Genomic DNA, 25,920 nt, shown 5'->3' with positions numbered 1-25,920 from the left:
GCGGATCGAATGAGCACGTTAAGCGACACATATGCCCGGCGTATTGAGGACGGGTCCCTGCACGCCGATGCTGCGCAGGAGGCGGTTCTGCCGGAGTTCGAGCGCATCCGCTTGGCCCTTGCGACACCGGTCAAACGCGGGCTGTTCCGCAAGTCGCCGGAGCCGCCCAAGGGTCTCTATCTCTGGGGCGGCGTGGGTCGCGGCAAGTCGATGCTGATGGACCTGTTCGTCGAGGCGTTGGGGGATCTGCCCAAAAGGCGCGTGCACTTTCACGCCTTCATGCAGGAGATCCACAACCGCATGCATGAGGTGCGCAAGACGGGCGTGGACGATGCAATTGTCCCGGTCGCAGCAGAGGTCGCGGATCAGGTGCGCGTGCTGGCCTTCGACGAGATGCAGATCACGGACATCACCGATGCGATGATCGTGGGGCGGCTGTTTGAGGCGCTGTTCGCGGCAGGGGTCGTGGTGGTGACCACGTCGAACCGGGTGCCGGATGACCTTTATAAGGACGGGCTGAACCGGCAGCTGTTCCTGCCCTTCATCGATCTGATCAAGGACCGGATGGTGATCTGGGAACTGGCGAGCCCGACTGATTACCGGCAGAACCGGCTGGAAGGCGCACAGGTCTATTTCACCCCGAACAATGCCGAGGCCCGCGCAGCGATTGAGGCCGTTTGGCAGGACCTGACAGGAGGGCCGGCGGGCGCGCTGACCCTGAAAGTGAAGGGGCGGGAGGTCGTCGTGCCGGCGTTTCGCAACGGAGTAGCCAGGGCGCGGTTTTTCGATCTGTGCGGCAAGGCGCTGGGACCTGCGGATTATCTGGCGCTGGCGGAGGCGGTGAAAGTTTTGGTGCTGGAGGATATTCCAAGGCTGTCGCGGTCGAATTTCAACGAGGCCAAAAGGTTCGTGACCCTGATAGACGCGCTCTACGAGGCGGGGGTAAGGCTGATCTGTTCGGCGGCGGCGGAGCCGGAGATGCTGTATGTCGAGGGCGAAGGGACGTTCGAATTCGAGCGCACCGCCTCACGGCTGAGGGAGATGCAGGCGAAGGATTGGGGCGTCTAGGCGTCGTTGTCCCGAAGCACCGCACCGGCAAGGTAGAGAGAGCCGCAGATCAGAATGCGGGCATTGGGTTCGCTGGACGCGATGGACAAAAGCGCATCCTTGACGCTGGCTGCGGTGCCGGAGGGCAGCCCCAGAGCGGCAGCCTGAGCGGCCGTGTCTTCGGCTGGCAGGGTCGCGGCTTCGCCGGGGATGGATACCGCGATGAGCGCATCGGCCTTGCCGGCGAGCGGTCGGAGATAGCCGGAGATATCCTTGGTGTTGAGCATGCCGCAAATCAGATGCGTGGGACGCGGCGGCAGGGTGGAGAGTACCTGGGCCAAAGCCTCCCCGGCGGCGGGGTTGTGGCCGCCGTCGAGCCAAAGCTCGGCCTGGGGCACCAGCGCGGGGAAGGCGCCGGACTTCATCCGCTGCATCCGGGCGGGCCATTCGGCCCGGGTGACGGCGGCTTCGGTCGCGCCTTCGCCCGGTTGCAGGATGCGGAGCGCGGCGAGGGCGGCGCCGGCATTGTCGATCTGATGCGCACCGGGCAGAACGGGAAGCGGGAGGTCCCGCAGGCCGGTTTCATCCTGATAGACGAGGCGTCCGCGTTCTTGAGTGACGTGCCAATGCTCCCCCTGCACCAGAAGCGGTGCGCCCACACGGGCGGCCTGACGTTCGATCACCTCCAAAGCATCCGGGTGCTGGCGGGTCACCACGCAGGGCACGCCCCGTTTCAGGATGCCGGCCTTTTCGAAGGCGATCTTGGACAGGGTGTCGCCGAGAAATTGCTCGTGATCCATGGAGATAGGGGTGATGACGGTCACTGCCGGGGCGTCGATGACGTTGGTGGCATCGAGGCGCCCACCGAGGCCGACTTCCAGCAGGGTATAATCAGCGGGCTTGCGGGAGAAAGCGAGGAGGGCCGCGGCTGTGGTGATCTCGAAATAGGTTATGTTGCCGCCGTCGTTGGCGGCGTAGCATTCGTCTAGAATGTCGGTGAGGGCCGCTTCGGAGATGAGGGTACCGGAAAGACGGATGCGTTCGTGAAAGCGCGCCAGATGCGGAGAAGTGTAGGCATGAACGGACTTGCCGGCCCCTTCGAGGCCGGCACGGATCATGGCGAGGGTGGAGCCTTTGCCGTTGGTGCCGGCGATATGGATGACGGGCGGCAGATCGCGTTCGGGGTGATCGAGGGCGGCGAGGATGCGCCACATCCGGTCGAGCGTGAGGTCGATGATCTTGGGGTGGAGCGCCATCATCCGGTCGAGGATGGCATCCGATGTGCGTGCGGTCATTTTTCGACCGGGTTTTCGGGGGGCCGCTCCTCCGCCCTGGCGGGCGTCGTCGCATCGGGTGCGGGGGCGGGGGCGGGCAGATCGCCTTTGACCGCGGGGGGCATGGCGAGAAGCATGCGGGTGATCGTGATCAACTCATCGCGCATCTCGGTGCGTTTGGTCACGCGGTCGAGCATGCCGTGATCGAGCAGATATTCGGCGCGCTGGAACCCTTCGGGCAGTTTTTCACGGATCGTTTGTTCGATCACACGAGGGCCGGCAAAACAGATCAGCGCGTTGGGTTCGGCGATATGGACATCGCCCAGCATGGCATAGGAGGCCGTCACCCCTCCGGTCGTCGGATGGGTGAGCACGACGATGTAGGGCAGCCCCGCCTCCTTGAGCATCTGCACGGCCACGGTGGTGCGGGGCATCTGCATGAGGCTGAGGATCCCCTCCTGCATGCGGGCACCGCCGGCGGCGGAAAAGAGGATCAGCGGGCGGTGCAGTTTTACCGCCTCTTCGGCGGCAGCGATGATCGCATTGCCCACATACATGCCCATCGACCCGCCCATGAAGGAAAAATCCTGGGCTGCGGCCACGATGGGCGTGCGCCCCATCTCGCCCATAGCGACGAGCATCGCCTCTTTCTCGCCGGTCTCTTTCTGGGAGGCCTTCATCCGGTCGGGATATCTCTTCTGATCCCGGAACCCCAGGGGATCAGCCTTGGGTTCGGGCACCTCGATCTCGGAGAACACGCCACCGTCGAAGAGTGCCGAAAAGCGGTCGCGCGGCGTGATGTGCATGTGATGGCCGCAATTGGTGCAGACGTTCAGGTTATCACTCAATTCACGGTGAAAGAGCATCGTGCCGCAGGCATCGCATTTCTGCCAAAGGTTCTCGGGCGTCTCGCGACGGGAGAAGATCGAGTTGATCCGCGGCCGGACGTAATTGGTGATCCAGTTCATGCGCGCTGCCCTTGATGGCCTGAGGTTGCGGGCTGAAATAAGCCCGCAGCGATGGAAATGCAATCAGCGCCGAATGGCAAGGCGGGCAACAAGCCAGCTGACGATCATGGTGGCGAAATCGACCGGCATCCAGGTGCGGATGGCGTCCGGGTCGGACGCGGTGAAGGGCACGGTATAAAGCGCCAGGCCATTGAGGCTGTCAGGAAGGGAGACGATCAGAAGGGCCGAGAAATTGTTGGCGAAGTGAACGGCGATGGCCGGGCCCAGAGATCCGGCTCGTGCGGTCAGATCGGCCATCAGAAGCCCGAAAAGACCTGACCAGACCGCGATGACCCACGCGTTGGGGCCGGCTTCGGCGGGGAGATAATGCCCGAATGCGAAAAGAGCCGAGGGCACGCCCATCCAGATCACCGGATGAGCAAACCGGGCCGCCAATTGCTGCTGGAGATAGCCGCGAAACAGGATCTCTTCGGCGCTGGTCTGGATCAGAAGGACGAATATCGAAAGCGGCAGAAGCACCAGCCAGGTGGCCGGAGGGAGATTTGGCGAAAGTTCGATCCCAAATCCCCAGGGCGGCAGGATCCAGAGCGCAACACCAAGGACCACCAGACCGGCGAGAACACGGAAGAAGTCACGGATCGCCCAGCTGATCGGACCCAGCACGCTCGACAAACTGCGCGCGTGAAGCTGGCGGGCGGTCACGGCAACTGCAAGTGAGATAAAGATGAAGCTGCCCAAAAGCACCATGAGCGTGAAGGGCGTGCTGCCCATCGATGTTTCGGGTCCCCAGGCGTCGGGCACAAACTGAAAGAGGGCGGCGTTCAGCAGCAGATTGAACGCGATGACCAGCGTAACGATCAGAGCGATCCCGGCGAGGATGCGCCAGATTTCGGGGCGCTGTCGGGCCGGATCGACAAGGATATCATGGGCGGCGTAGCGGTGGGCAGGAACCATTCTTTACTCGGCAAGATTTTCCAGCGCCGTCCGTTCGGGATGCGGGCCTGACACCTCAGGTATGTCGATCTCGGCTGTGCGCAAGAGTTCGGCTGCCCCGGCCAGGTGGCTGGCGACGGTTTGCAGAAGGCTCAGAAGCACGGCGCTGTCACTTTCCACCACAGCGCGGAAATCCTCGGCATCGATGCGCAGAAGCGTGGTATCGTGCACTGCGACCAGATCAAGCTGACGCGGCTCGTTCAGGATGATGGACAGATCCCCGATCAGCCGCCCGGGCCCGATGGTCGCGATCGGGCGGTCACCCTCTTCGTATTCGGGCCAGCGCAGTTCGGCCAGTCCTTCGAGGCACAGATAGGCTGCATCGGGCGGCTCGCCCTCGGCAAAAATGACCTGACCGGCTCGCGCGTTGTACCATTGCGCGCTGAACGCCAAAAGCCGCTGGTTGCGCGTATCAAGCCGACCGAAGAGTTCTGTGCCCGCGATCAGGCGCTGCTTGCGCTGAAGATCGACGGCGCCAACTTCGTCAAGCTCCTCTCGGTCAGACTTGGCAACGCCATCAATACGACCGTCCTTGATCTCGACAAAAAGGTCATAGGCCGTGGGGTTTTCGAATTTGTCCTCCATGAAAACCATGGTGGTCCGCGGCAACAGCGTTCTCAGCTTCTCCCGCGTGATCCGGCGGCTTTCCGCGTCATGGCTTGCGAGCGCTTTATCGAGGATCAGGATATCGGGCCGTTTGATGCCCGCACGGCTGAAGGCCGCCCGCTCCTGCAAGACCGTTGGCAGCTTGCCCCCGCCCAGCCCGGTGGGCAAATCGTAGATGATCGAGGCAAGCTGGCGACGCAGACCGTACTCCTCGAAAACCTTGGCCACCAGATCTTCGATCTGGCCGGCCTTCGCGCCCGCCATCATCGAGATTTTCCCGTAAAGTGCGTTTTCGAGGGCCGTCAGGCGTGGAACATAGACATCCTCTCCGAGCGCGCCGAACATGTCGCCCGCGGTCTGGCGCAGCGCATAGGCGCGTGTTCGGCGCAGGGCCAGGATCTTGTTCTTGTATTTCTCCGGAAAGCTTGGCCCGATCTGTTCCGCCGTCAGCAGGAACGGGACGGTGAGAAGAAGGGCGCTTTCCTCTTCGGTCAACCCATCTGCGCCGTCACGCTTTCGTTTTTGCGCAATATAGGACAGACGGATATAGACATCTTCCTCGATGCCCAGACGCCGGAAGAGCGGGTGATCCGTGCCATCCCGGCCAAAGGTCTGGCGCAGGGTTTCCATGACCGCCTGACCGATGGCCATCGCCTCGTCCGCAAGTTCGTTTTCATACAGCATCGAGATGAACTTGCGTTCCGATGCAAGGCTGTCCTGGGTGATGTCCCGTGCCGGTGACGCGAAAAGCAGGTTGCCGCCGAGGGGTATGGCCGGGTTGAATGTGTCGGGATCGAAGCGAAGGACGACATCGTCAAGACCCGCCTCCTGAAGCCGCGCGAGGATCGTCGGACGCAACTCCACGATCCGGCGGGCCAGAAGCGGATGGAGCTGAGGTTCAAATCGCGAGCGGAGCGTTCGCTGGAACATCATCTCATCAATGCCCATTGCTTCGACCAGTTTGAACCACCAGTCGCGAATATCCTCTCCGCTGATCAGGCCCGCGAGTTCCGGATCAACCCATTCCCCGCCCAACTCATCAAGACTGTTGCCCGATCTCTGGGCTTCCTTCATCCGCTTGTTACGGCCCTTCGGGTCCCAGGCGTTTATCTGTGGTTTGATCTTGAGCGGCATCAAAAGGTTGTCGCCCAGCGTGCCGTCGAACAGGTAGGGACGGGAATGGGCATAGCCGACGCGCGCGGCGAGCACGGCTTGGTGAAGCTCATTGATCGGATATCCTGCAAGGGTCACGGATCCGCGCGCCGGCATGACCTCCCGGATCAGAAGATCAGCAAAGGCGGCACGCTCAACAGCGTTGGTTGCCTGGATCGCGACGCGCGCGCCTGGCGGGATTTCAAGGTTGATGTCTTCCAGAACGGTGTTGCCATCCTGATCCCTGACAGTCACATCCTTGATCTCGATCGTGCCATTCAGATGCGGGATTTCACTCGGTTCACCCTCCAGAAGTTTTTCGTCGATCATGCCCTTGGGGTCGAACCGTTCAGTGACGATCTGCCAGCGCAGCGACATATCCTGCACCTGGTTATAATAGGTCAAAAGCTCTTTCCAGGGGCTGGAGAGGTCCTTGTAAGCGGCAAGCGCCGCCACCAGGGCGCCGACCGTGATCTCCCCCTTGATCGCCAGATATCCGCCCACGGAATAGAAGAAAAACGGCGTGAGCTGGGTAATGAAGTTGTTGAGAAACTTCATAAAGAACTTTTTCTGGTAGATCTGGAACCGGATATCGAAAAGCCGGCCAAGACGGTCGGTGAACTCCGCCAGGCGGAACCGCCAGCCGCCATTCGCGCGCAGATCGCCGATCCCGGCCGCGCTCTCACCGATTTCCGAGGCCAGGTGACGGACCTGGACGATGCGCTTTTTGTTCAGTTGGTTGATCTGGCGCTGCAGCATCGGGATCAACCAGGCCTGCAGCGGGATCAGCGCGATAGAGGCAAGGCCGAACCACACGCTTTGCATGAACAGAAAGGTCACAATCGTCAGCATCTGGCCCGCCTGAAAGACCGGCTGGGCCACCGCATCCCCCATCAGGCCGCCCATCGGCTCGGCCTCGGAGGTCACCATCGACACGAGTTCCCCCTGGCTGGTCGTGCGGAAATAGACGCGGGGAAACCGCATCAAGCGGCTGATGAGTTGATAGCGAAAGCGGCGCAGCATGCGTTCGGCCAGAACACCCTTCATGGTGTTCAGGCGCATCTTCATCAAACCACTGACAAGAACGGCAGCCAAAAACAGAAAACAGAGAAAGAGCAGGAATTGAACCTGTGTCAGCTCATAGCCCAGGACATTGACAATCGTCGCCTCGGCCTGAATCGCATCGTTGATGATGCGCTTGGGCAATTCGAGCGTGGCATAGAGGAAGGGAAAGGACAAAAGCGTGAAGGCCAGCAAACCAAGCTGCTGCTTTTTCGAGTACTTCCAAATGAATGCGAACAGGGATCGTTCCATGAAAACCAACCAAGGCCGAAAAAGGCCTTTGAAAACCGATAGGTCGAAGAGGTGCTAGAGCCTAAGCATCACATTGATCTATTACAAGACGCGCTGGCGCACATCGTCCGTTCAGCCTTGTGTGTGATCTAGCGCGCCGGTATTGCAAGAAAACCGAGCCAGGGAGGTGTGCATGCTCAAGCGCAAGTTCGATAAATCCAAGCTGCCCAGTCGTCACGTCACCGAAGGACCGGCCCGCGCGCCGCATCGGTCCTATTACTACGCGATGGGGCTGAGCGAGGAAGAGATCCATCAGCCGCTTGTGGGCGTAGCCACCTGCTGGAACGAGGCTGCCCCTTGCAACATCGCCCTCAACCGCCAGGCACAGGCGGTGAAGCTGGGTGTGAAGGCCGCGGATGGAACGCCCAGGGAATTTACCACGATCACCGTCACCGACGGGATTGCGATGGGCCACGAAGGCATGCGGTCGTCGCTGGCCAGCCGGGAGGCGATTGCCGACACGGTCGAATTGACGATGCGCGGCCATTGTTACGATGCGATCGTCGGGCTTGCCGGTTGTGACAAGTCGCTTCCGGGCATGATGATGGCAATGATCCGGCTGAACGTGCCGTCTGTGTTCATCTACGGCGGTTCGATCCTTCCGGGCCGTCTGGACGGAGAGGACGTGACCGTTCAGGACGTCTTTGAAGCGGTGGGGCAGCATCAGGCGGGCAACTATTCCGACGAACAGCTCGCGGTTCTTGAGCGCGTTGCCTGCCCATCCGCCGGAGCTTGCGGCGGTCAGTTCACCGCGAACACCATGGCTTGCGTGTCCGAAGCCATTGGCCTCGCCCTGCCAAACAGCGCGGGCGCGCCCGCGCCCTACGAAAGCCGGGATCAATATGCCATCGCATCGGGCGAGGCGATCATGGATCTGATCGAAAAGAACATCTGCGCACGTGACATCGTTACGATGAAGTCGCTTGAGAACGCCGCACGCGTGGTGGCGTGTACCGGCGGGTCGACCAATGCGGGCCTGCACCTTCCGGCCATGGCGCATGAGGCGGGGCTGGACTTCTTCCTTGATGACGTATGCGAGATCTTCCGCGACACACCCTACTTCGTCGACCTCAAGCCGGGTGGCCAGTATGTGGCCAAAGACATGTACGAGGCAGGCGGCGTTCCAGTGGTGATGAAAGAGTTGCGCAAGGCGGGGCTGGTCCACGAAGACTGCATGACCGTTACGGGGTATTCGATCGGCGAGGAGCTGGACAAGATCGACCGCGAAGCGGATGGCAAGGTGATCTACCCCATCGACGCTCCGATCACGCCAACCGGCGGGGTTGTGGGGCTGAAAGGCAACCTCGCGCCCGAAGGCGCCATCGTTAAGGTGGCAGGCATTCCGACCCAACATCAGGTCTTCACCGGGCCTGCACGCATATTCGAATGTGAACAGGACGCGTTCGACGCCGTTCAAACACGTGCCTATGAAGAAGGCGACGTCTTTGTCATCCGGAACGAGGGTCCTTCGGGCGGTCCCGGCATGCGGGAAATGCTGGCCACCACCGCAGCGCTTTCCGGTCAGGGCATGGGCAAGAAGGTCGCGCTGATCACGGACGGCCGGTTCTCGGGCGCGACACGCGGTTTCTGCGTGGGCCATGTCGGACCGGAAGCCGCCCATGGCGGACCCATCGCGCTGCTCAAGGATGGTGACGTCATCACCATAGACGCCATCAAGGGCGAGATCAGCGTGGATCTGACCGATGAGGAACTGGAAACGCGCAAGGCCGCATGGACTGGCCCGCGGGAGACGATCTATGCCTCTGGCGCGCTGTGGAAATACGCGCAACTTGTGGGTGAGACCTACAAGGGTGCGGTAACACATCCAGGCGGCAAGGCTGAAAAGCATGCCTACATGGATCTCTAAACCGCTTTGCGTGGCCATACTCGCACTCGGCCTGGCCGGGTGCGACGCCGGATCGGGGCTGGCTTTTCTTGACCCCAGGTCCGATGCCGAAGGCACCCCGAAGATCACGGAGGTGTCGCTTGCCGGGGACCGGGTCGTACTGCAGGCCCCACCGGGCTATTGTGTGGATCGCCGGTCAACCAAACGCAGGCCCGGGGGCGGCTTTGTCCTTTTCGCGCGCTGCGACACCTTGGGGGTCCGGGGCTTCTATGCCGGAGCGCCGCTTGCCCTCATCACGGCGACCGTAGCGCCGCAATCCGGTGCCGCGCCGACAGTGGAGGCCCTGAGCAGCTCGGCAGCACCCGCACCGGTGTTGGAACAGACGCAAAACGGGGCTTTGGCTCTGATCCAGATCGATGGGGCCGATCATGGCATCGTGGGTGCGGCCCAACGGCATTGGAGAGGTGCTTTTGCGGTCAATGGCTATGTCGTGGGCGTTTCTCTTTACGCACCAGATGATGGCGACGCCCTTGGGCGCTCCGGGGCTGCCATCCTCACACAAATGGCGCGGCAAAGCCAATCGGCGAGCAGCCGGCGGGCATCGCCCCCGGTCGAGGACCCGGCGCCCGATCTCTCGGAACAGTCGAACGCGTCCGAATGAAAAACGCTTTTTTCTTTCATTGAAGGTTTATTTGATTGAAAGCCTTTCGTTAGATTGTCCCTGGATCGGAAACGATAGGAAAGGCAGGCATGTCGTCACCGTTCAACGGTTTGTTTGATCGCATCACGCATTCCAGCGCTGTCAGCCATTGGCGGCGCGTGGCGCGGGAGGCGCGGCAAATGGGTCTTCCCGACTTACGGCGGGAGCGCCAGAAGGCGCGGCAATTGCGTACATATCTTAACGAGTTGATCCATTCCGCGGATGAGCGGCTGGCACTGCCGATGATCGGCTCGCACGCGTTTCAGAAACCGTTCGGCACCGATTGGTACTGGCGCCCGGAGCTGTGGCGCGGCCCCTTGCCATCACCCGGCATGTCGTCGGTCGAGACGAAATCCATGTTGGGCGACGAGGTGACATTGTTTCACGATTGTGCCTTTTCCGAACTGACGCTGCGCCAGTTGAGAAATCTGCGGGAGGCTGATCTGGCCCCTTACGGATTGCGCATGGACGTCTTTAAATTCGACGGCTCTTTTTTGTCGCTCGTGATCAACCTGCCCAAGGCCGCTTTGACCGACCTCTCCCGCTCACACATCATCCGTATGGATACGATCGTCGAGATGGAAAAACCGTTGGAGATCTTTGCCCGGCTGAACATCAAACACGGGCCAAATACCGAACAAATCGTCCGCGAGCTTCCGCTCTATGAGGAGGATGTGCTTGTTGAATTCGATCTGGCCTATTCGAAACTGAACGAAAAAAGGATCCAGAAGGCCTGGGTGGACCTGATTTTTGAGGGACCGGAGATGAACCAGGTCATCCTGCGGGAACTCACCTTCTCGCGCCGCCCGCGCGCGGCATTCTAGGAGGCTTAGCGATGAGCGGTATGCAATTGACCAAGACACACATGTCCGAGGGTGTCTGGCAGGGCGTTCTGACCACGAATTCTGACGAAGAACCTAAGGTGCGGGTGATGCATCAGGATCTGCCCGTCGATGGCGTAACCCTGAACCGCGAAGAGACGTCAGGCACGTGGACCCTTTGCGTGCCTATTCCAAAACATGCCGTTGCCGACGGTGTTCAGACCTTTGCCGTCTTCAACGAGGTCGATGATAGCAAGCTGGCTCACTTCACGCTGATCGCAGGCGACGCGGTTGCCGACGACATCCGGGGAGAAGTGGAGCTTTTGCGCGCGGAACTGGATATGCTCAAACGGGCGTTTCGCCGTCATTGCCTGGAAACCCAGCAGTAGACGTCTTGAATTCCAAAAGTGTTAGCGTTAACGGTTGCGCGTCTTATCGGCGGTCATCTAATCTGACCCCATGCTGCGGCTATCGGAGGGCCTGAGACGATGTCCCGGTTGAATGAAACCGTTGCCCGCGTCACCGAGCGGATCATCGAACGAAGCGCGCCAACGCGGCAAGTCTACCTGGACCGGATGAAGGCCGCGCGAAAGAAGGGGCCCGCGCGCGCGCATCTGAGTTGCTCTGGACAAGCGCATGCCTATGCGGGCGCCGGGCCTGATCAGGACGCTCTCGCAACGCAGCCGGCGGCAAATCTGGGGATCGTCACCGCCTATAACGACATGCTGTCGGCCCACCAGCCCTTCGAGCGCTTCCCCGAGCTTATCCGGGAGGCCGCGCGGGAGGCCGGAGCCACGGCGCAGGTTGCCGGCGGGGTTCCGGCAATGTGCGACGGGGTCACTCAGGGCGAGGCCGGTATGGAGTTGAGCCTCTTTTCCCGGGATGTGATCGCCCTCGCAGCCGCGGTCGCCATGAGCCACAACACCTTCGACGCGGCGGTCTTTCTGGGCGTATGTGACAAGATCGTACCGGGCCTTGTCATCGCGGCCCAGACCTTTGGACATCTGCCCATCGTCTTTCTGCCTGCCGGGCCGATGACAAGCGGGTTGCCCAATGACGAAAAAGCCAAGGTTCGCCAGCAATTCGCCACGGGCGAGGTCGACCGTGAGGCGTTGATGAAGGCCGAGATGGCCGCCTATCACGGGCCGGGCACCTGCACCTTTTATGGAACCGCGAACACCAATCAGATGCTGATGGAGGTCATGGGCCTGCACCTGCCCGGATCGAGTTTCGTGAACCCGAACACGCCGATGCGCGACGCTCTCACCGCTGCTGGCGCGAAGCGGGCCATATCGCTGAGCGCACTTGGAAACGACTACACGCCTGTCTGCGATATCCTGGATGAAAAGGCTTTTGTGAACGGGATCGTCGGGCTGAACGCCACGGGCGGATCGACGAACCTGCTGATCCATCTCATCGCGATGGCCCGGGCAGGAGGGATCGTGCTGGATTGGCACGATTTTTCGGACCTGTCCGATGTGACCCCCTTGATGGCCCGTGTTTACCCCAACGGTTTGGCCGACGTGAACGCCTTTCATGCGGCCGGAGGATTGGGTTACCTGATCCGCAGTCTGCTGGAAAACGGGCTGCTTCATCCGGACACCCAGACAGTCGCGGGGCGGGGCCTGGATCAGTATACACAGGAACCCGTTCTGACGGACGGGACGCTGACATGGCGCGCCGGTCCTGACGCCTCGCTGAATACGGCGATCCTGCGTCCGGCCACCGACGCGTTTCAGACGACCGGAGGTCTGAAGCGCCTGACGGGCAATTTGGGGCATGCGGTCATGAAAGTCTCTGCCGTCGCACCGGAGCACCACGTGGTCGAGGCCGACATACGCGTCTTCGACAACCAGGACGATGTGAAAGCGGCCTTCAAGGCCGGAGAGTTCACAGACGATGTCATCGTGGTCGTACGCTTTCAGGGCCCCAAGGCAAACGGCATGCCGGAACTTCATTCCCTGACCCCGATCCTGGGCATTCTACAGGGGCGCGGGCATCAGGTCGCCCTGGTGACCGATGGGCGGATGTCGGGGGCCTCGGGCAAGGTGCCTGCAGCAATCCATGTCTGCCCCGAAGCGCTGAACGGGGGGCTGATTGCCAGACTGCAGGATGGCGACCGGCTCAGGGTGGACGCAGTCGAAGGCCAGATCGAGGTGCTGACCCCCGGCGTCGAAGACCGCGTCGCGGCCACACCTGACCTTACAGCACATATGGCCGGGACAGGTCGCGAACTCTTTGCCGCGTTCCGCGCGGGTGTCGGTTCGGCCGATAGCGGCGCCTGGGTTTTCGGAGACTAGAAATGACCCCTCAAGATGCAAGCCGGCTGACCCGGGATATCTGTTCCAAGGCACCTGTTGTCCCGGTTCTCGTCATCTCTGACACGGGCCACGCGCGCCCCCTGGCAGAGGCTTTGGTGGCCGGCGGATTGCCGGCGCTGGAAGTGACGTTGAGAACCGACGCAGCGCTCGACGCCATCCGCGAGATGGCGTCTGTCGAGGGCGGTATTGTCGGGGCGGGCACCTTGTTGACGGCGGATGACGTCAGGGCCGCCAAGCAAGCCGGTGCGCGGTTCGGTGTGTCACCGGGCGCGACCGAGGCGCTGCTTGAGGCATGCGAGCGTGAAGACCTGCCGCTTCTTCCCGGCGCGGCCACGGCGACGGAAGCGATGTGGCTTTTGGAACGCGGCTATACGATGCAGAAGTTCTTTCCCGCCGAAGCCAGCGGTGGCGCGCCAGCCCTCAAGGCGATCGGGGCGCCCTTGCCGCAGGTGACGTTCTGCCCGACCGGGGGTGTAAGCCCGTCCAATGCGATCGATTACCTGAGCCTTGGCAACGTGGCCTGCGTCGGGGGCTCCTGGGTTGCCACGAAGGACGCCCTGGCAAATGGGGATTGGCAGAGGATCGAAACGCTGGCGCGCGACGCCGCGGCCTTGGCGCACTAACCCGGTTCAAGACCCCGCAACACCTGCGCACATCCGTTCAGCGGGGCGAAGTCGTCGGTGATTATGCTGACGGGGACGCCGCTTAGATCCTCGCGCAAGTCAAACGGTCGGGCGAAGTCTTTGCGAAACCGGTCGCGCGCCTCGGATTGCATCACCGCGCGCGCGACGCTCCCCGCAAAGTAAAGACCATCCAGCGGCATGAAGGCGAGCACCAGTTCCCGCGCCATGGCCGCCATAAGCCCGGCATAACGGTCCCCGATCTCGGCCTCTCCGATACGAGTGCGGAGGGCGGCAAAACCACGACCGGAAAAACAATCCTCGACGGTTTCAAAACCCGCTTCGTCCAAATCACCCGCAACGCTGCGCGGTAACGCGGTATGGCCGTATTCGGTGTCCATGCAGGTCGTGACCTCTCCTTCGGTCAGAACGGGGCTCACGTTGAAGCCCGTTCCAATTCCGACAACGAGGGACTGACCGTTTCCGACATGAGACCCCGAGCGCGGAGAGACAACATCGAGATCAGATGCCTGCATGCCAGGAAGCGCATAGCCCAGCGCCTTGAGATCGTTCAGAACGCGGACAGGCCCCTGCCCGGCAACAGGGGCCAGCATGCCTGCGTCGATCCACCAGTCCCGATTGGTGAGCTGCGCGCCCGCAGCGGTCACCGGACCCGCAACAGCGATGGCGGCCGCGTCGATGGCGCGGCCCCCCTGCTCCTCCAGAAACAGATGCACCAGATCCATGAAGCTCCCGGCACTGTCGTTTGCAAACCGCTTGATCGTGCCCGTATCGACCCGGCCCGACCGGGCCAAGGCAAGGCGGGTATTCGTTCCGCCAACATCGGCAACCAATCCGATCATCTTGTGCTCCATCCCTCTAAACAGCGGCAGAATAAGGCAATCTCGTCCGGCAAAAAGGGGGACTTAAAGAACGAAAACAATCAATAGTCCAGACGCGACCAAAACGGCACGCAGCCAGGCATTATGCTGACCGATCAATCCACGCGACACCAGAGCCAGCCCAATGGCAACCTGAATGAATGCCAGAAGTGACAGGCCCGGCGTCTCGGCAAAGGCGATGAGAGCGGGGTTGGCGATCATCCCGAGGGGGATGATGTAAAGCCCGACGCCGAGGGCCATTGCGGTCAGAGCGACCTTTAGCCAATTCTCCTGAACCATGCCGGAAGCAATGAAAACAGCACCGCAAACCGGCGGCGTGATGGTAGAGAGCAGCGCGAACCAGAAGACAAAGAGATGCGCCTGCAGCGGCTCCAGCCCAAGCTGGATCAGCGCCGGACCGGCGACAGAGACGCAGATGACGTAAGCCGCCGTCGTCGGCACCTCCATCCCGAGGATGAGGCAGGCCAGGGCCGTGAGCAAAAGCGCAGGCCAAAGCTGCCCTCCGGCCCCGCTCAGGATCAGCGAGGTGATCTTGACCCCAAGTCCCGTGATCGACAGGACGCCGATGATGATCGACGCACAGACAATGATCGCCGCGATCAGAGACACTTGCCGCGCGGCTGTCAGCAAGGCAAGGCGGTAACGGCGCAGCGTGTCGGGCAGAGAGATCCGCAGATTGCGGTCCGTAAAAAGCAACAAGGCGCCCGCGAAGATCGCGAGGCACGCGGCGTATTGCGGGGTCACCCGCAGACCGAACATACCCCAAAGCAGGATACCGAACGGAACTAGAAAGAACGCAGAGGTTATGGCAACGGCGCGCAGACCCGGACGGTCTTCGGCTGCGATACCGCGCAGTTCGGTCTTTGATGCATAGGCGTTGATCCCGACCCAGACGGCGAGGAAGTAAAGCAGGGCCGGCAAAAAGGCTGCCGCCATGATGCCCGTGTAGGGAACACCCGTCAGCTCAACCATCACGAAGGCCCCTGCCCCCATGAGGGGTGGCATGATCTGCCCGCCAGAGGACGCCACCGCTTCGGTCGCGGCTGCGAGACGTTTGGGATAGCCAAGCGATGTCATCGCGGGCAGCGTGATCGCGCCGGTCGAGGCGACATTGGCCGACGCCGAGCCGGAGATCGATCCGAAAAGCGCGGACGAGATGACCGACACTTTCGCCGCCCCGCCTTTCAGCCGCCCCGCGGCGGCTGCGGCAACGTTCATGAAACCCTGCCCAGCCTCACCCGCATTCAGCACCGCGCCGAAGATGACAAAGATGGCCACCACCCCGACAGAAACCGCCGTCAGCGTGCCCCAGATCCCACCCTCGGCAATGGTCATGGTGCCCAGAAAGCTCTTTATTGGCGTGCCGGAATGGCCAAACTCACCCGGAATATGCTGACCATAGAGCGCGTAGAGCAAAGCCAGGGCGGCAACGACCGGAAGTGGCCAGCCGATGGCGCGACGCGCGGCTTCAAGAACGATCAGCAGAAGCACGATGGCGAGAGCGATCTGGAAGTTGTTCTCAAGAAACCCGTATTGATCGCTCAGCGCATCGTGGTTCCACGCGATCCAAAGGCAAGCACTCACGCCTATGGCGGTCAGAATAGCGCCGCTGACCCAGGACCAGCCCCGCGCGCCATAGAGGAAAATCCAAGGTAACACGAACGCCAGATGCAGCGGGCGGCTGACGAGGTTGGGCACGAGGCCCCAGAAGATCAGCCCGATGTGAAACACGACAAGGGCCACCGCAAAGGTGACCCAGAGACTGTCCCATCTGGTTTCGGTTTCCGTCATGATTGGAAGCGGCCCGCCATGTGGCGGACCGAGATGCTACATCTGCGCGTCGGTCAGGGCCATACCGGCCTCTTTGTAGTAACGGATGGCACCCGGATGCAGCTTGCCGGTGATGTTGGCCATCAGGCTTTCATCGACACCGTTCCACCAGGGTGCGGCCTCTCCCATTGCGGCCTTACCCTCCCAGAATGTCTTGGTGAGTTGATACGCCGTTTCCTCGTCCATCTTGGTCGTCGTGTAGGCCACAACGGGAAGGGAGGTTGTCACGATATCCTCCTCCTGACCGGCATAAGTGCCCGCCGGGATGACCAGCCGTGCCCGCTTGGTCTGGGCGATCTGTTCGTCGCTCAGCGACAGGACCGTCACACCGGTCGAGGCCGCAGCCTCGATCACGTTGGGCGCGGGGAAAGAGCCTGCGGTCACAAAGGCGTCGATCTGCCCGTTTTTCAGCGCGGGCACGGCATTCGACAGCTCGACCTCCGCCAATTCAACCTTGCCCTCAAGCCCGAAGAGACCAAGATACTTTGCCCCTTCACGTGCACCGAAGGACCCCTTGCCCAGAAGGACGGTCTTGCCTTCAAGACCTGCGAAATCGGTGATGCCCGACGCCTCGGAGACAACGAAATGCATGGTCAGGGACGGGATCGGGAACAGCGCGCGGATCTCGTCGAAGGCCGGGTCACCCTTGCCCTCGAACATGGCCTTGCCGCCCTGTGCCAGACGCACCAGCGCCGGCGGCGTCGTAAAGACATAATCCGCGCCGCGGGCTTTCACCTCCATCACATTTTGAACCGAACCCTGGCTTTCCTCGACCGTGACAATGATCTCATTGCCCGAGCCGGCCTTCATCGCCTCGGCGATCTGTACGGCCATCTGATAGTAAGACGAGGCCGACTTGGCCGATTTGTACGTAACGCGGCTTTCCGCAAAGGCGGGTGCCGCGGCCACGGCCAGCGCCGCCACGACAGCAAAGGGTTTGAAAAATGTCATATACCGTCCTCCCACAGACATAATCCGGCGGCACTCCCATCGTGCCTTTGCACGACTATGAAGAGCTTGGCCGCGAGAGAGAAGGGAAAACCGCATGAAAAATCCCGGCTCGCGATCCGCAAGCCGGGACATTCTTTTCGGTTGAGCTTATCGGTCGAGGCTGTTGAGCGCGGAAGGCTGGCCAAGCGAGGCTGCCGGTCCAAGCGCGGACAGACCTTTCAGGATGTCGATCGCATAGGCGAGCTGATAGTCTTCCTCTCTCAGGTCGGCTGCGGCTTCGGCTTTTGCACGATCCTCTTCGATCTGACGGATTTCGTCCTCGCTCAGACTGTCGTTGTTCAGACGGCCCCTGAGATCAGCCTCCGAGCGGCTCAGCGGGTTCGCGTCCTCGTCCTCTTCGCTGGCCGGACGGCGCCGGGGTTGTTCAACGACGATGTCGGGCGACACGCCCAGGGCCTGGATCGACCGGCCCGACGGCGTGTAGTAACGTGCCGTAGTCAGACGCATCGCGCCATCGCCGCGTAGCGGCATCACCGTCTGGACCGAGCCTTTACCAAAGCTCTTGGTTCCGACCACAATGGCGCGGCGATGATCCTGCAGCGCACCGGCCACGATCTCGGAGGCCGAAGCGGAACCGCCATTGATCAGGACAACGATCGGCTTGCCCTGTGCCAGATCACCGGGGGTTGCGTTGAACCGCTCTCCATCTTCGGCCGCCCGACCTCGTGTGCTGACGATTTCCCCTTTTTCGAGGAACGCATCAGAGACACGGATGGCCTGGGTCAACAAGCCACCGGGATTGTTACGCAGGTCCAGCACGATGCCGTTGATATTGTCGATCCCGCCCGCTTCCTCGACCTGTTCGCGGAACCCGGCTTCGAGGTTGGGTGTGGTTTGGTCGTTGAACGTCGTCACCCGCAGGACAACGCTTTCGCCTTGCGTGCGGGAGCGGACGGCAGTCAGCTTGATCGTGTCCCGGATGATCGAGACCTCGAAAGGCTCCTGCTCTCCTTCCCGCACCACGGTGATCACGATCTCGGACCCGACGGGGCCGCGCATCAGATCAACCGCCTCGTCCAGGGTAAGGCCCAGAACGCTTTCCGAATTCACGTGGGTGATATAGTCGCCCGCTTCGATCCCCGCCTCATCGGCCGGGGTGCCATCGATCGGGGAGACGACTTTGACAAAGCCTTCCTCCTGCGTGACCTCGATCCCGAGGCCACCAAACTCCCCGCGTGTCTGCACACGCATCTGCGCGGCATCGTCCGGCGACAAATAGCTGGAATGCGGATCAAGCGAGGTGAGCATGCCATCAATCGCGGCTTCGATCAGTTCGGCTTCGTCCACCTGCTCGACATACTGGGCGCGAATACGTTCAAAGATGTCACCAAACAAGTCGAGCTGCTCATAGACACTCGCGCTGCGCTGGCCCTCCTGCGCAAGCAGCGGACCCGCCACTTGCGTGGTGGCGATCACGCCGGACACAATGCCGGCAAGCGCCACGATCACGATGTTTCTCATGCGGTGTTATCCATTCTTATCCGTTTTGAACCAAATCTCCGGGTCAACCGGCGCATTCTTCTCTCTTATTTCTATATAGAGCGTTTCTGAACGCTCACTTCCAGTGCCATCACCGCTTGTTGACAGGATCGTGCCAATTTCCGGGTCTGCACCGCCCATCAAACCGACAGGTGCATCGCGGGGGATGACCTGGCCCACCGCGCCAAAGACCTGATCGAGGCCCGACAGCACCATCAGCATGTCTGCCTGCGGCTCAAGGATGACCACGTTTCCCAGGTCCAGAAGCGGACCCAGATACCGGATCGTGGCCGCCGTGGGCGTGGTCACCAGGGCGCGCGGGCGGGTCGCCATGACCATGCCCTGACGGGTGATCCCCGCTGCATCCGCCTCTCCGGCCCGTCTGAGAATGACACCCTGAACCGGCAGTGGAAGATCGCCGCGTTGCGCACTGATATCGGCGTTGCTCGGCGGGATGTCCGCGCTTGTCATTTCCGACAGACCGCTTGCAAAGCCGTCCAGCGTCTCGACAGCGGAAATGAGGATCGCCGTGCGGACCGGATCCTCGATAAAGCGCTGTGGCAGATCCGTGCGGTCGGCCACGGCCTTGCTCAGCTCAGCCCGCGCCACCTGAACGCCCGACAAGCCCTCGGCCAGCGTGTTCGCAGCGTTTTGCTGAAGAAGGCGCAGGGTCTGCACCTCTTCCAGGTCGCGGCGCAGCACCTGAGCCCGGGCATTGAGCCCCGGTGTCACATCGGCCAGCATCATCGCCGAGCGCGCGGTTCCCATCGGTCCGTCGGGATGCAGCATCAGAACCGGCGGAGGGGATGCGGCAATGGTCTGCAGCGTCCCGAGCAGTTTGGCGATATCCTGATCCTGCGCCTGCAGCTTGCGCGACAGCTGGGCCTCTCGCAGTGCGGCCCGTCGCAGCCCGTCGCGCATGGCGGTCAAACCCGCCTCATAGGCCTGAACGGTCGATGTCAGCGCGCGCACCCGATCACGCGCGGTCTCTGCGGCTTCGAGCTTATCGGTCGCATCCGACAATTGTTCCGCCGCGGCCTGCGCCGCCTCTGACGGGGTCGCCTGTGACCAGGCTGGTCCGGCCAGAAGGCCAAGAACAAGGGCAGCGCGCAGGATCATGAGATCAGGGTTTCTCCTGTCATCTCGTCCGGCTGGGCAAGCCCCATCAACGACAAGAGGCTGGGCGCAAGATCAGCGAGCCGGCCATCACGAAGCCGTGCGCCCTGCGGTCCGTTCACAAGGATCACGGGCACCGGGTTCAGAGTATGGGCCGTATGCGCGCCGCCCGTTTCGGGATCTATCATCGTTTCGCAATTGCCGTGGTCTGCGGTCACGATCATCGTTCCACCGACGTCACGCAACGCCTCGGCGACCTGACCGAGGCCCCGATCAACCGCCTCGCAGGCCGCGATCGCGGCATCCAGGTCGCCGGTATGGCCGACCATGTCCGGGTTCGCGTAGTTGGTCACGATTAAATCGTAACCGTCGCGGATTGCCTGAACGAACTGTTCTGTCACGTCATCTGCCGACATCTCAGGCTGCATATCATAAGTGGCCACATCTGGCGACTTCGGCATGTGCCGGTCTTCGCCGACCTCCGGCACTTCCTTGCCTCCGTTCAGGAAGAACGTCACATGCGGGTATTTCTCGGTCTCTGCCAGACGAAACTGGCGCAAGCCCTGATCCGCCACCCAAGCCCCCAGCGTGTTTACGATTTCAGCCTTTGGATAGGCCGTCGTCATATATCCGTTATGATCATCGGAATATTCCACCATCCCCAGACGAGCCGCCAGCGCGGGCCGCTGTCCGGTGTCGAACGCATCGAAATCGGGCTGGCCGATAGCTGCGAGGATCTCTCGCGCCCGGTCTGCCCGGAAGTTGAGGCAGAAGAGCCCATCGCCATCCGCCATGCCCTCATAATCCGCCAAAACGGTCGGTGCGATGAATTCGTCCGTCTCGTCCTTGGCGTAGGCCTGGTCAACCGCCGCAGCGGCATCCGGCGCATGTCGCCCCTGCCCCTTAATCATCGCGTCATAGGCCTGTTGCACCCGTGCCCAGCGATTGTCGCGGTCCATCGCAAAGTAGCGCCCAACGACCGTAACGACGCGCGCGCCATCCGGCAGGCGCGCGGTCAGCTCCTCGACAAAGCGGTCCGCCGATTTCGGCGCCACGTCGCGCCCGTCGGTGATGGCGTGCAGGGCCACGGGCACGCCTGCCTCCGCAACCGCCTTTGCCGCGGCAATGATATGGTTGAGGTGACCATGCACCCCCCCATCGGAGACGACGCCCATCAGATGTGCCGTGCCGCCGCTGTCCTGCAACCGCGTGATGAAGTCCTGAAGAGCGGCGTTCTCGAAAAAGGAACCGTCTTCGATCGCAAGGTCGATCTGGCCCAGATCCATCGCCACCACCCGGCCTGCACCAATATTGGTGTGCCCGACCTCTGAATTGCCCATCTGGCCCGTGGGCAGCCCCACATCGGGCCCATGCGTGACAAGCTGGGCAGCAGGTCCCTGGGCCCACATCGCGTCGAAATTCGGAGTGTTGGCCAGGCGTGGCGCGTTGCCCCTCTCCTCATCGGACAGGCCCCAGCCATCGAGGATGCAAAGAACAACAGGCTTCGGTGTCGGCATCGCGCAACTTTCCCTTCTGCGAAGTCTGGAGCGTTCTACAGGGCCGCGTCGCAGGGTTGAACCGCTTTCCCACCCGACGCGGCATCTTTTCCTCCGCGCCAATGCGCAGGAACCGGGTCGATGGCCAGGGGCGGGGTCTGCCATGTTCGGCACATGCAAAAGGAGATCCACGATGCCCAGATTTGAAGCCATGCCGACCAACGAGGTCGAGGCGTTTCGCAACGGCGCACCGGACGCAAACGGGCAGCCCGCCCGGCGCGGTGTGTCGCCGGGGCCCGGCACGCCCTGCCGTCACTGCCTGGAGAATATCCCGGAAGGGGAGGAGATGCTGATCCTCGCCTACCGGCCCTTCGCGGATCTGCATCCCTATGCCGAGACGGGACCGATCTTTCTGTGTGCGAAGGCCTGCGCGCGTTACGAAGAGACAGACCTGCCTCCGATCCTGAAAACCTCGCCGGACTATCTGATCAAGGGATACAACGATCAGGACAGCATCGTTTACGGCACAGGCGCAGTGGTGGAAACAAAGGCGATGCAGGACCGCGTCGCGCAGATCTTCGAAGATCCGGCAGTAAAATACATCCACGTCCGGTCGGCCAGGAACAATTGCTATCAGGCGCGGGTGGACAGAGACTAGCGCGAGGCCGTCAGGGCGAGGAACACGTCCTCAAGATCGGGTTCCTCGGTTTTCACATCGCGGATCGTGATGCCCGCAGCCCGCACCGCGTCGAGCACGGTTTCGGCACTGGTCTTCTGACGATGATAGGTCAGCGCAAGGGTGCCATCGGCGCGCCTTGCGGCTTCGATCCCGGCCTCTTCAGGCAGATCTGGCATGGCGCCATCGGTTTCGATCACCATCGTCTTGGCGTCCAGTCGCCCAAGCAGGTTGACGGTACTGTCACGGGCGACGACGCTGCCCTGATTGATGATGGCGATCTGGTCGCACATCTCTTCGGCCTCTTCGAGGTAATGGGTCGTCAGGATCACCGTCATCCCCTCCTCGTTCAGCTTGCGGATATTGGCCCAGAGCATCTGCCGCAGTTCGATATCCACACCCGCCGTGGGTTCGTCCAGCACGAGGATCTGGGGCGCGTGGACGAGCGCCTTGGCCAGCAACAGCCGTCGCCGCATGCCGCCGGAAAGCGTGCGCGCGTAAGCCTCGGCCTTGTCGGTCAGACCCACCATGGCGAGGATCTCATCACTGCGACGCTGCGCCTTGGGTACCCCGTAAAGACCCGCCTGCACCTCCAGCGCGCCGCGCGGGGTAAAGAACGGATCGAGGTTCAGCTCCTGAGGCATCACCCCGATGGCCGCGCGGGACTGACGGGGATTGCGATCCTGATCGAAGCCCCAGATCGTGACGCTGCCGGATGTCTTCACGACCAGTCCGGCAAGGACATTGATCAAGGTGGATTTTCCCGCCCCATTCGGTCCCAGAAGGCCAAAGACAGAGCCGCGCGGGATCGACAGGTCAATGCCTTTCAACGCCTCCTTTTCCGGCTCTCCCTTGCCGCCGCGATAGGTCTTGCGCAGGCCCGAGACTGTGATCGCATCTTGTGTCACCGTGACCCTTGCCCCCGGATTCCCCTTCGCTCATAAGGGCACGTAAGCCACTGGACGCATAGCGACAATACCGAAAGGACCCCGCCCGATGACGATTGAGGCTCCGGAAACCAAGATCGTGGATAAGTACCGGGTCTCGTGCGACGGCGGGGAAGGTGCGCTGGGGCATCCGCGGGTCTGGCTGCAGATCCCTCTCGATACCGGCTGGGTCGAGTGCGGCTATTGCGACTGCAAATACATCCACCGCGATTTTGCCGACAAGGTCAGCTAGCCGGGTGTGGCGCAGGGCCGGTCTGATCCTCCTTGCGATACCGATCCTTTATCTCTTTGCTGCTCTGATCGGAGCACTTTGGCCTGCAGGAGGTGACGCGCATCGAAAGGGCCCGGTCACGGTGCATCTGATCGCCGGACCGATCCACTATGACCTGCTCCTCCCGCTTGATGGCGAAACCCGCGCACGGTTTGCCGAGATGGACGCCCCCGACCTGCCACTGAGCCATCCCGGGGCGCGGTGGCTGATCGTCGGCTGGGGGGCCAAAGCGTTCTATACGACCACGGGCACCTACAAGGATGTCAGTTTAGACGCTGTTTTAAAGGCCATTTTCGGAGACAGCTCGGTTCTGCGGGTGGATCTGACAGGCCCCCTGCCCGCGGATCTGGAAACGACACGGATCGCGATGGACAAAGAGCACTATATCCGGCTTCTGGATGCGATCGGGGACAGCTTTGCAAGGGATAGAGAGGGTCGGGTGATCGCGCTCGATCATCCGGGGTTTTCAGGCAGCGATATGTTTTTTGAGGCACGGGGGCGTTTCAACCTGCTGCGCACGTGCAACAGCTGGGTCGGCTCTGTGCTGCGAGAGGCAGGGCTGCCGTTTGGTGCCTGGACACCGACACCCTTTGCGGTAACGCTCGCGCACCGGCTGCATATGGCGAAGGCGCCCGAAGCGGCGCATTAACTTCTTTCAAAAGAGACCGCGCGGTTGGCGGGCGCCCCCCAAGCATCCACTGTGCCCAGGTTAGCGGGTCACCATTTGAACGGTATATAAAGCGCCAGATCGGGCACGGCGTAAAGAAGGGCCACTGTCACCAGCATCAGCAGAAGGAAGGGCCAGACCCCGCGCGCCACATTCGCCAGCGTCGTCCGGGCCACCGACTGGATGACATAGAGGTTCAGACCCACGGGCGGTGTGATCAAGGCGACCTCGACCATGATGACCATAAAGATGCCGAACCAGATCGGATCGAAGCCCAGCCCGAGGGCCGCGGGCAGAAGAACGGGCGTCATGATCAGGATCATCGACAGCGCCTCGAACACCAGCCCCATGATCAGCAGCACGATGGCCACCACGACGATGAACATCAGCGGCCCGTCGATGGCATTGGCGATGAAGGCCGAGATGTCCTGAGGGATGCGGTAGAGGGCGATGGCCTTGCCAAAGACCTTGGCCCCCGCGACGATCAGCAGGATCGCGACGGTGGTGATGGCGGATTCGCGGATCGCCTCCCAGAAAGTGGCCCAGGTCAGGGTGCGCAGCCAGAGCGTGGTGATCAGGAGGGCGGCGGCAAAGCCGATGGCGGCGGCCTCGGTCGGGGTGAACGCACCGGAATAGAGCCCCACGATCACCAGAAGGGCCAAAGCCACGGACGGGGTGGCGCGACGGGTGGCGGCGAGACGGTCGGACCAGCTAGCTTTCTCCATTGGCTGGTAGGCGTCGGAAAAGCGCGCATGCAACATCGCGAAGAGCACGAACAGCACCACGAGCACAATGCCGGGTCCGATGCCGGCGAGGAACAGCGCAATTACGGATTGCTCGGTCACGAAACCATAGACGATCATCGGGATCGACGGCGGGATCAGGATGCCCAGCGTACCGCCGGCCGCGAGCAGGCCGTAGACAAAGCGTTTCTCGTATCCGCGACTAATCATCTCGGGGATGGCGACCGTGCCGATGGTGGCAGCGGTGGCCACCGACGAGCCGGAGATGGCGGCAAAGAGCGCGCAGCTGAGGATCGTCGCAACTGCCAGCCCGCCGGGCCAATGGCCGACCCAGGCCTGGACGGCCGCGAAGAGGTCCCGCCCAACGCCGCCTTTCAGCAGCACGTTCGACATCAGAAGGAACAAAGGCACGGCAAGCAGGATGAACCCGTCCAGCGTCGACAGGATGGATTGCGGCGCCATCAGGGGGGAGAACCCGCCCGCGAGCAGCATGCCAAGGCCCAGCCCACCCAGCGCAAAGGCCACGGGCACGCCGAGAAGCAGCAGCCCGAAAAGGATCGCGAGGATCAGAAGAATGCTCATTCGTGGCTTGCCCCCAGAGACCCTGCATCGCTGCCGCGCAGACCGATCAGTTCGACCACGCCTTGCGCGGCGAGCAGACCAAACCCGACGGGCACCGACAATTCGGCAATCCAGACGGGCAGATTGAGGAGCGAGCCGGTGGTGCGGCCACGCACGAAACTCTCATGAAAGATGTCCCAGCCCCAGATCATGACGATCAGCGAAAAGACGATCACGGCGATCAGCGAAAGCGCCGCGCAGATCTTCTGTCCGCTGGATGGCAGCAGGTTGGTCACCGCGTTCACGGTGATGTGGCGGCGCAGATGCAGCACGTGGGCCATCGCCAGAAGGCAGCCCCAGATGAGGCAAAGCTGGCTGAGTTCGGCCGCCCAGATCGTGGGGCGGACAAAGAAATAGCGCGCGATCACCTCGTAGGTGAGCATCGCGCCGGTGAAAGCCAGCAGGATCGCCGCGGCAAGGCCCGCGATCCGCGAAAGGGTCGTGATCATTGTCATGGGAA

General features: G+C 62.0%; 23 protein-coding genes. 10 read left to right on the top strand and 13 right to left on the bottom strand.

What is annotated here, in order from left to right; genetic code table 11:
- Nucleotides 1-9 precede the first annotated feature (9 nt).
- Nucleotides 10-1,068 (top strand): cell division protein ZapE, encoded by a 1,059-nt coding sequence (zapE, locus tag CFI11_RS01325; protein WP_130402310.1) that lies wholly within the window; start codon nucleotides 10-12, stop codon nucleotides 1,066-1,068.
- Here the strand turns inward: zapE and CFI11_RS01320 are convergent.
- From CFI11_RS01320 to CFI11_RS01305, 4 genes are all read right to left on the bottom strand, one after another.
- A complete protein-coding gene (locus CFI11_RS01320; protein WP_130402308.1) occupies nucleotides 1,065-2,342 on the bottom strand; it encodes a folylpolyglutamate synthase/dihydrofolate synthase family protein in 1,278 nt (425 codons plus the stop codon). The genes zapE and CFI11_RS01320 overlap by 4 nt on opposite strands.
- Nucleotides 2,339-3,289: an acetyl-CoA carboxylase, carboxyltransferase subunit beta gene (gene accD / locus CFI11_RS01315; protein WP_130402307.1), complete on the bottom strand. Its 951-nt coding sequence runs from the start codon at nucleotides 3,287-3,289 to the stop codon at nucleotides 2,339-2,341. Before accD ends, CFI11_RS01320 begins: the two co-directional genes overlap by 4 nt.
- Nucleotides 3,290-3,352: 63 nt before the next feature.
- Nucleotides 3,353-4,243: a CPBP family intramembrane glutamic endopeptidase gene (locus CFI11_RS01310; protein ID WP_130402305.1), complete on the bottom strand. Its 891-nt coding sequence runs from the start codon at nucleotides 4,241-4,243 to the stop codon at nucleotides 3,353-3,355.
- A 3-nt stretch (nucleotides 4,244-4,246) separates the two neighbouring features.
- Nucleotides 4,247-7,354 (bottom strand): ABC transporter transmembrane domain-containing protein, encoded by a 3,108-nt coding sequence (locus tag CFI11_RS01305; RefSeq protein WP_130402303.1) that lies wholly within the window; start codon nucleotides 7,352-7,354, stop codon nucleotides 4,247-4,249.
- Nucleotides 7,355-7,526: 172 nt separating this feature from the next.
- On the opposite strand from CFI11_RS01305, the gene ilvD reads away from it, so the two are divergent.
- From ilvD to eda, 6 genes are all read left to right on the top strand, one after another.
- Nucleotides 7,527-9,260 carry a dihydroxy-acid dehydratase gene (gene ilvD, locus CFI11_RS01300; protein WP_130402301.1) on the top strand — a complete coding sequence of 578 codons (1,734 nt, stop codon included), beginning with the start codon at nucleotides 7,527-7,529 and terminating at the stop codon, nucleotides 9,258-9,260.
- Nucleotides 9,241-9,900, top strand: a complete 660-nt coding sequence (locus CFI11_RS01295; protein WP_130402299.1) for a hypothetical protein — start codon at nucleotides 9,241-9,243, stop codon at nucleotides 9,898-9,900. The genes ilvD and CFI11_RS01295 overlap by 20 nt, the downstream gene beginning before the upstream one ends.
- Nucleotides 9,901-9,989: 89 nt before the next feature.
- Complete coding sequence (locus tag CFI11_RS01290) at nucleotides 9,990-10,763, top strand: DUF6478 family protein (RefSeq protein ID WP_130402297.1); 774 nt, start codon at nucleotides 9,990-9,992, stop codon at nucleotides 10,761-10,763.
- Nucleotides 10,764-10,774: 11 nt separating this feature from the next.
- Entirely contained in the window at nucleotides 10,775-11,149 is a 375-nt protein-coding gene (locus tag CFI11_RS01285) for a hypothetical protein (protein WP_130402295.1), read from the top strand.
- A gap of 99 nt (nucleotides 11,150-11,248) precedes the next feature.
- The gene (gene edd, locus CFI11_RS01280) at nucleotides 11,249-13,060 is read left to right on the top strand and encodes a phosphogluconate dehydratase (RefSeq protein ID WP_130402293.1); all 1,812 of its coding nucleotides are present in this window, start codon (nucleotides 11,249-11,251) and stop codon (nucleotides 13,058-13,060) included.
- Nucleotides 13,061-13,062: 2 nt separating this feature from the next.
- Nucleotides 13,063-13,704, top strand: coding sequence for a bifunctional 4-hydroxy-2-oxoglutarate aldolase/2-dehydro-3-deoxy-phosphogluconate aldolase (eda, locus tag CFI11_RS01275; RefSeq protein ID WP_130402291.1), 642 nt, complete (start codon nucleotides 13,063-13,065; stop codon nucleotides 13,702-13,704).
- On the opposite strand, the gene CFI11_RS01270 is transcribed toward eda, so the two are convergent.
- The 6 genes from CFI11_RS01270 to gpmI all read right to left on the bottom strand — a co-directional run bounded on the left by CFI11_RS01270 (nucleotide 13,701) and on the right by gpmI (nucleotide 21,556).
- On the bottom strand, nucleotides 13,701-14,564 hold the full coding sequence (locus tag CFI11_RS01270) for a glucokinase (protein ID WP_165390158.1): 864 nt from the start codon (nucleotides 14,562-14,564) through the stop codon (nucleotides 13,701-13,703). The genes eda and CFI11_RS01270 overlap by 4 nt on opposite strands.
- Nucleotides 14,565-14,627: 63 nt before the next feature.
- Nucleotides 14,628-16,394, bottom strand: a complete 1,767-nt coding sequence (locus CFI11_RS01265; RefSeq protein ID WP_130402287.1) for a TRAP transporter fused permease subunit — start codon at nucleotides 16,392-16,394, stop codon at nucleotides 14,628-14,630.
- Between the two features lie 36 nt (nucleotides 16,395-16,430).
- On the bottom strand, nucleotides 16,431-17,384 hold the full coding sequence (locus CFI11_RS01260) for a TAXI family TRAP transporter solute-binding subunit (RefSeq protein ID WP_130402285.1): 954 nt from the start codon (nucleotides 17,382-17,384) through the stop codon (nucleotides 16,431-16,433).
- Nucleotides 17,385-17,531: 147 nt separating this feature from the next.
- On the bottom strand, nucleotides 17,532-18,905 hold the full coding sequence (locus CFI11_RS01255) for a S41 family peptidase (RefSeq protein WP_130402283.1): 1,374 nt from the start codon (nucleotides 18,903-18,905) through the stop codon (nucleotides 17,532-17,534).
- A 6-nt stretch (nucleotides 18,906-18,911) separates the two neighbouring features.
- Nucleotides 18,912-20,042, bottom strand: coding sequence for a murein hydrolase activator EnvC (locus CFI11_RS01250; RefSeq protein ID WP_130402281.1), 1,131 nt, complete (start codon nucleotides 20,040-20,042; stop codon nucleotides 18,912-18,914).
- The gene (gene gpmI, locus CFI11_RS01245; RefSeq protein ID WP_130402279.1) at nucleotides 20,039-21,556 is read right to left on the bottom strand and encodes a 2,3-bisphosphoglycerate-independent phosphoglycerate mutase; all 1,518 of its coding nucleotides are present in this window, start codon (nucleotides 21,554-21,556) and stop codon (nucleotides 20,039-20,041) included. The genes CFI11_RS01250 and gpmI overlap by 4 nt, the downstream gene beginning before the upstream one ends.
- 172 nt (nucleotides 21,557-21,728) lie before the next feature.
- Here gpmI and CFI11_RS01240 point away from each other — a divergent pair, with 172 nt between their 5' ends.
- Nucleotides 21,729-22,193, top strand: a complete 465-nt coding sequence (locus tag CFI11_RS01240; protein ID WP_130402277.1) for a DUF1203 domain-containing protein — start codon at nucleotides 21,729-21,731, stop codon at nucleotides 22,191-22,193.
- Here the strand turns inward: CFI11_RS01240 and CFI11_RS01235 are convergent.
- Nucleotides 22,190-23,119, bottom strand: coding sequence for an ABC transporter ATP-binding protein (locus CFI11_RS01235; protein WP_130402275.1), 930 nt, complete (start codon nucleotides 23,117-23,119; stop codon nucleotides 22,190-22,192). The genes CFI11_RS01240 and CFI11_RS01235 overlap by 4 nt on opposite strands.
- An 88-nt stretch (nucleotides 23,120-23,207) precedes the next feature.
- Here CFI11_RS01235 and CFI11_RS01230 point away from each other — a divergent pair, with 88 nt between their 5' ends.
- Complete coding sequence (locus CFI11_RS01230; protein WP_130402273.1) at nucleotides 23,208-23,390, top strand: zinc-finger domain-containing protein; 183 nt, start codon at nucleotides 23,208-23,210, stop codon at nucleotides 23,388-23,390.
- Nucleotides 23,391-23,394: 4 nt separating this feature from the next.
- A complete protein-coding gene (locus CFI11_RS01225; RefSeq protein ID WP_165390157.1) occupies nucleotides 23,395-24,078 on the top strand; it encodes a TIGR02117 family protein in 684 nt (227 codons plus the stop codon).
- Nucleotides 24,079-24,146: 68 nt separating this feature from the next.
- Here the strand turns inward: CFI11_RS01225 and CFI11_RS01220 are convergent, their stop codons facing one another.
- Both CFI11_RS01220 and CFI11_RS01215 read right to left on the bottom strand, forming a co-directional pair.
- Nucleotides 24,147-25,421, bottom strand: coding sequence for a TRAP transporter large permease (locus tag CFI11_RS01220; protein WP_130402269.1), 1,275 nt, complete (start codon nucleotides 25,419-25,421; stop codon nucleotides 24,147-24,149).
- Nucleotides 25,418-25,915: a TRAP transporter small permease gene (locus CFI11_RS01215; RefSeq protein ID WP_130402267.1), complete on the bottom strand. Its 498-nt coding sequence runs from the start codon at nucleotides 25,913-25,915 to the stop codon at nucleotides 25,418-25,420. The genes CFI11_RS01220 and CFI11_RS01215 overlap by 4 nt, the downstream gene beginning before the upstream one ends.
- Nucleotides 25,916-25,920: the final 5 nt, after the last annotated feature.

Origin of the sequence: Thalassococcus sp. S3, assembly GCF_004216475.1 — a bacterium.
Lineage (GTDB): Bacteria > Pseudomonadota > Alphaproteobacteria > Rhodobacterales > Rhodobacteraceae.
This window is presented reverse-complemented; position numbering and strand designations above follow the sequence as displayed.